Below are 5,046 nucleotides of genomic sequence, written 5' to 3' on the forward strand. Positions count from 1 at the left end.
CCCCTGCTCGCCCCTACGCCCCCCAGGCCTATAGAACGCCCTGCATCTGCGCCCCTGGCCTTTCGCTCGGGTGTCTCTGATCAGGGGACCCCGCCCCGTGGGGGGGTGGTGAGGGGGCGAGGGGACGGGGGCCGCCTCCCTCGGGGGCCCCCGCGCCGCCGAGAGGGAACACCCCGCCTTGCCATCGCCCATTCATCACGCCTCCCGGGGATGTGATCCTATGTTCAGCATAGCAAGGGGAAGTGACAAGAGCCGTGCAGGCAGGTATTCAGAGTGCCGTCGGGACGCGTGGGGCGCGGGCGGCCCGCCCGCATAAGGGTGGCACCGAGGTGGGCAAAGGCAGGCGTTCTGGATGGGTCGGTGCCGGCGTGTCGCGCCGGCACCGCAGTAGGGTTATCAGGCAAACACGAAGTACTTGCGCACGGTTTCCACCACTTCCCAGGTGCCGCGGAAGCCGGGCTCGACCACGAAGATGTCGCCGGCCTTGAGGTGGATGGGCTCGCCGCCTTCCGGGGTGAGGATGCAGTAGCCTTCACGGAAGTCGCAGTATTCCCACTTGGTGTAGTTCACCGCCCACTTGCCCGGGGTGCACAGCCAGGTGCCCATGATCTTGCTGCCGTCTTCCGAGGTGTAGGCGTTGAGGTTGACGGTATGGGGGTCGCCGGAGAGCTTTTCCCATTTGGTGGCATCCAGCAGTACGGTGGGCTGGGTATCGCGCAATACCGTGATCTTGTCGGACATGATGTCTCCTTGTCGCTGTTTGAGGTTATTGGCCGGCGCCGCCGGCCCTGTGCGTTGTCAGTTGCCCAGCACCACCGTCTTGCCCTGGTACATGAACACCCGCTTTTCGATGTGGTACTGGATGGCCTTGGCCAGGGTGACGCATTCCACATCCCGCCCCTTGGCCACCAGGTCTTCCGGGTAGTGGCTGTGATCCACCGGCTGGATGCCCTGGGTGATGATGGGGCCTTCGTCCAGCTCGTTGTTGATGTAGTGGGCGGTGGCCCCCACCAGCTTGACGCCCTTGGCGTAGGCCTGGTGGTAGGGCTGGGCACCCTTGAAGCCGGGCAGCAGCGAATGGTGGATATTGATGGCCCAGCCGGCGAGCTTGTCGCACAGCTCGGGGCTCAACACTTGCATGTAGCGCGCCAGCACCACCAGCTCCGCCTCGCTTTCATTGATGATCTCCCACATCCTGGCTTCCTGCTCGGCCTTGGTGTCGGCGGTCACCGGCAGGTGGTAGTAGGGAATGTGGTGCCAGTCGGCCAGCCGCTGCAGATCCGGGTGGTTGGAGATGATGGCCGGGATCTCGATGGCCAGCTGGCCGGTGCGGTAGCGGTACAGCAGGTCGTTGAGGCAGTGGTCGAATTTCGACACCAGTATCACCACGTTGGGCTTGCGCTTGCGCTCGGTCAGTTGCCACTGCAGGTCGAAGCTGGCTGCCCGGGGGGCGAAGCCGTCGCGAAAGGCCGTCTCGTCGAACTGGCCGTCCGCCGGCCGGCGGAATTCGGCGCGGATAAAGAACTGGCCGGCGCGGGCGTCGTCGAAGGTTTGCATGTCCGCCACATAGCAGCCCTGCTCGCACAGGTAGCGGGTGACCACGTCCACGGTGCCCAGCCGGCTGGCACAGGTGGCGGTGAGGATCAGGGTATCGGGGGTGTTCATTGGCAACCTCCTTGTGGAACATGGCGTCTGTCGGTCGACTGAAGCCGACCCGTAGGGCCCATTTCAACGGGCCTTTATTGGTCGAATAAATTCGACCCTACGGGCCGACCGCCGGCATCCGTAGGGCCCGTTTCAACGGGCCTTTATTGGTCGAATAAATTCGACCCTACAGGCCGACCGCCGGCATCCGTAGGGCCCGTTTCAACGGGCCCTTACTGGTCGAATAAATTCGACCCTAGGTACGAGCAGGCCGTGGCCTTAGCGGCTGATCACCAGGCCGTATTCGCGGCTGGCGTCCTGCAGCCAGAGCCAGAGGTAGTCGGCGAAGCTGCGCCGGACCACCAGCTCGAAGCTCTCCGCCCCGGTGCGGCGCAGCAGTACCGTGCTCTTGGCGAACACGGTGCCCACGCACTTGCCGGTGGGGAAGTTGGAGGGGTGCACGTCGTAGGGGCAGGACTTGCGCACCACCAGCTCCGCCTTGGGACCGGACAGCTCCAGCACCGTCTGGCCGCCGCTCACGTCGGTGATGGCGTAGTGGCCGGACAGCTGCTCGCGCAGCTGGGCCTCGAGCTGGCCTTCCCGGCCGCCTTCCACGATGATCAGCCACTCGTCCGGCGCCAGCCACTGCACCAGCACCCGGTCGGTTTCCACCGAGCCGCAGGGCTGGGTGGGCAACGCCACCCCCAGCACCTTTTCCACGGTTTTGGCGAACAGCTCATTGTCGGCGTTGCCGCGCAGTACCAGGTGGCCCAGCATCGCCTTTTCGCGCAGCACCACCTCTCCCTGCTGCCGCTCGGCCGCCAGGGCCGGCAGGTTGGCGTGATAGAGCGGGGATTCCACCCGCACCCGGGTCTCGGCCCGGGCCAGTTTGGCGGTAACGTTAGACATGCTGGCGCTCTCCTTTGGGATCATAGAAAACGGGACTGGTGATCTCGGCTTCCAGCACCCGGCCGTCGGCCAGGGGGAAGAACACGGTTTCACCCATGCGGTTCAAACCGCCTTTCACCACACCCATGGCGATGCTGTAGCCCAGGTTGGCGCTGTAGTAGCTGGAGGTCACATGGCCGACCATGGGCACCGGCACCGGGTGCTTGGGATCCAGCACGATTTGCGCCCCCTCCGGGATCACGGTCTTGGGCTCCTTGCACTTCAGCCCCACCAGCTGCTTGCGGTCGGTGCGCGCGGTGTCGCTGCGCGACCAGGAGCGCTTGCCGATAAAGGGGAAGGGCTTGGTCTTGCCCACGCACCAGTCCATGCCCAGATCGTAGGGGGTCACGGAGCCGTCGGTATCCTGGCCGACGATGATAAAGCCCTTCTCGGCCCGCAGCACGTGCATGGTCTCGGTGCCATAGGGGGTGATGTTGAACTCGGCCCCCGCCTCCATCAGTGCCTCCCACACGTGCAGCCCGTAGTTGGCCTGCACGTTCACCTCGAAGCTCAGCTCGCCGGTGAAGGAGATGCGGAAGATGCGTCCGCTCACCCCGGCGATGGTGGCATTCTGCCAGGTCATGAAGGGGAAGGCCTCGCCGGACAGATCCACGCCTTCCACCACCTTTTCCAACACCTTGCGGCTGTTGGGGCCGGAGACCGTCATGGTGGCCCAGTGGTCGGTGACGGAGGTGAAGTACACTTCCAGTTCCGGCCACTCGGTCTGGTGCCACAGCTCCAGCCACTGCAACACCCCGGCGGCCCCACCGGTGGTGGTGGTCATGATGAAGTGCTGGTCGTTGATGCAGGAGGTGACGCCGTCGTCGAACACCATGCCGTCTTCCTTGCACATCAGGCCGTAGCGGCAGCTGCCGGGGTTGAGCTTGGCCCAGGCATTGGTGTAGATGCGCGACAGGAACTCCCGGGCATCCGGGCCCTGGATGTCGATCTTGCCCAGGGTGGAGGCATCGAGGATGCCCACACTGGTGCGGGTGGCCACGCATTCCCGGTTCACCGCCTGGTGCAGATCCTCGCCCGGCTGGGGGAAGTACCAGGGACGCTTCCACTGGCCCACGTCCTCGAACTCGGCGCCGTGCTTCACATGCCAGGCGTGCATGGCACTGAAGCGGGCCGGGTCGAACAGCGGGCCGGCATCGCGCCCGGCCAGGGCGCCCATGGTCACCGGGGTGTAGTTGGGGCGGAACACGGTGGTGCCGGTTTCGGGGATCGACTTGCCCATGGCGTTGGCGGCAATGGCCATGCCGTTGATGTTGCCGAGCTTGCCCTGATCGGTGCCGAAGCCCATGGCGGTATAGCGCTTGATGTGCTCGATGGACTCGAAGCCCTCGCGCACGGCCAGCTCGATACCGGCGGCGGTGACGTCGTTCTGGTAATCCACAAACTGCTTGGGCGCACGGCTCACCGGCTTGTCGTGGGGCACCAGGAACAGCGCCTGGGGCAGATCTTCCCGCGGATCCACGGTGTTGATCTCCGCATCCACCACCTGGGCGGCGATCTCGCCGTAACCGGTGGCCTCGGCGGCGGCGCGGCCGGCCTCCAGCCCTTCGGCCAGCACCCGGGACAGGCCATAGGTGCCCTGCACCCCGCCGGCCAGCAGTTGCTTCTGCACGGTGTCGCCGGGCACGAAGCCGATGATGTCGTCATTCCATACCGGGCGGGCGCCGGTGTGGGCGGTCAGGTGCACCACCGGGCTCCAGCCGCCGGAGCTGGCGATGGTGTCGCAGGTCAGGGCCTCGGCCTTGCCGGTCACCTTGCTGCCGTCGCTGGACAGCGGAGCCACCTTGGCGCCACTCACCCGCTTCTTGCCGGTGGCCTCGATCAGGCCGTGGCCGGTGTAGATCTTGACGCCGCGCGCCTTGAGCATCTGGTAGCGGGCACCGTCGGGCTTGTGGCGGCTGTCCACCACCGCCACCAGCTCGCGGCCGGCGTCCAGCCAGTCGAGCGCGGCCTGGTAGCCGTAGTCGTTGCAGGTCATCAGCACCAGCCGTTGACCCGGCGCCACACCGTAGCGGTTGACGTAGGTGGAGATGGCACCGGCCACGAAGCAGCCGGGCAAGTCGTTGTTGCCGAACACCAGGGGACGCTCGTGGGCACCGGCGGCCAGCACCACCCGCTTGGCGCGGATGCGGTGCAGGCGCTGGCGGGTCTTGCCGCTCAGCCGCTCGCCCAGGTGATCGGTGCGCCGCTCCACCACGGACACGAAGTTCTGATCGTAGTAACCGGTGGCGGTGCTGCGCGGCAGCAGGGTCACGTCGGGAAGCTGGCTCAGCTCCTTCACCGCCGCCGCCACCCAGTGGCCCGGCGCCTGGCCGTTGATGGGCTGGGTGCTGTGCAGCAGGTGGCCGCCGAACTCGTTCTGCTCGTCCACCAGGATCACCCGGGCGCCACGGCGGCCGGCGGCCAGGGCCGCGGCCCCGGCTCTTCTCAGCGATG

General features: G+C 66.3%; 4 protein-coding genes. All 4 read right to left on the bottom strand.

Annotated elements, in window-relative coordinates; genetic code table 11:
• Nucleotides 1-396 precede the first annotated feature (396 nt).
• Nucleotides 397-741, bottom strand: a complete 345-nt coding sequence (locus CGX12_RS18690) for a cupin domain-containing protein (RefSeq protein ID WP_094041384.1) — start codon at nucleotides 739-741, stop codon at nucleotides 397-399.
• Between the two features lie 57 nt (nucleotides 742-798).
• Nucleotides 799-1,665 carry a formyltetrahydrofolate deformylase gene (purU, locus tag CGX12_RS18695; RefSeq protein ID WP_094041385.1) on the bottom strand — a complete coding sequence of 289 codons (867 nt, stop codon included), beginning with the start codon at nucleotides 1,663-1,665 and terminating at the stop codon, nucleotides 799-801.
• 258 nt (nucleotides 1,666-1,923) lie between these two features.
• Nucleotides 1,924-2,553 carry a sarcosine oxidase subunit gamma gene (locus CGX12_RS18700; protein ID WP_094041386.1) on the bottom strand — a complete coding sequence of 210 codons (630 nt, stop codon included), beginning with the start codon at nucleotides 2,551-2,553 and terminating at the stop codon, nucleotides 1,924-1,926.
• Nucleotides 2,546-5,046 (bottom strand): sarcosine oxidase subunit alpha family protein (locus tag CGX12_RS18705; protein WP_094041387.1); only part of this gene is annotated, 2,501 nt, incomplete at its 5' end. The genes CGX12_RS18700 and CGX12_RS18705, both read right to left, overlap by 8 nt.

Source organism: Zobellella denitrificans (assembly GCF_002237365.1).
Classification (GTDB): domain Bacteria; phylum Pseudomonadota; class Gammaproteobacteria; order Enterobacterales; family Aeromonadaceae; genus Oceanimonas; species Oceanimonas denitrificans.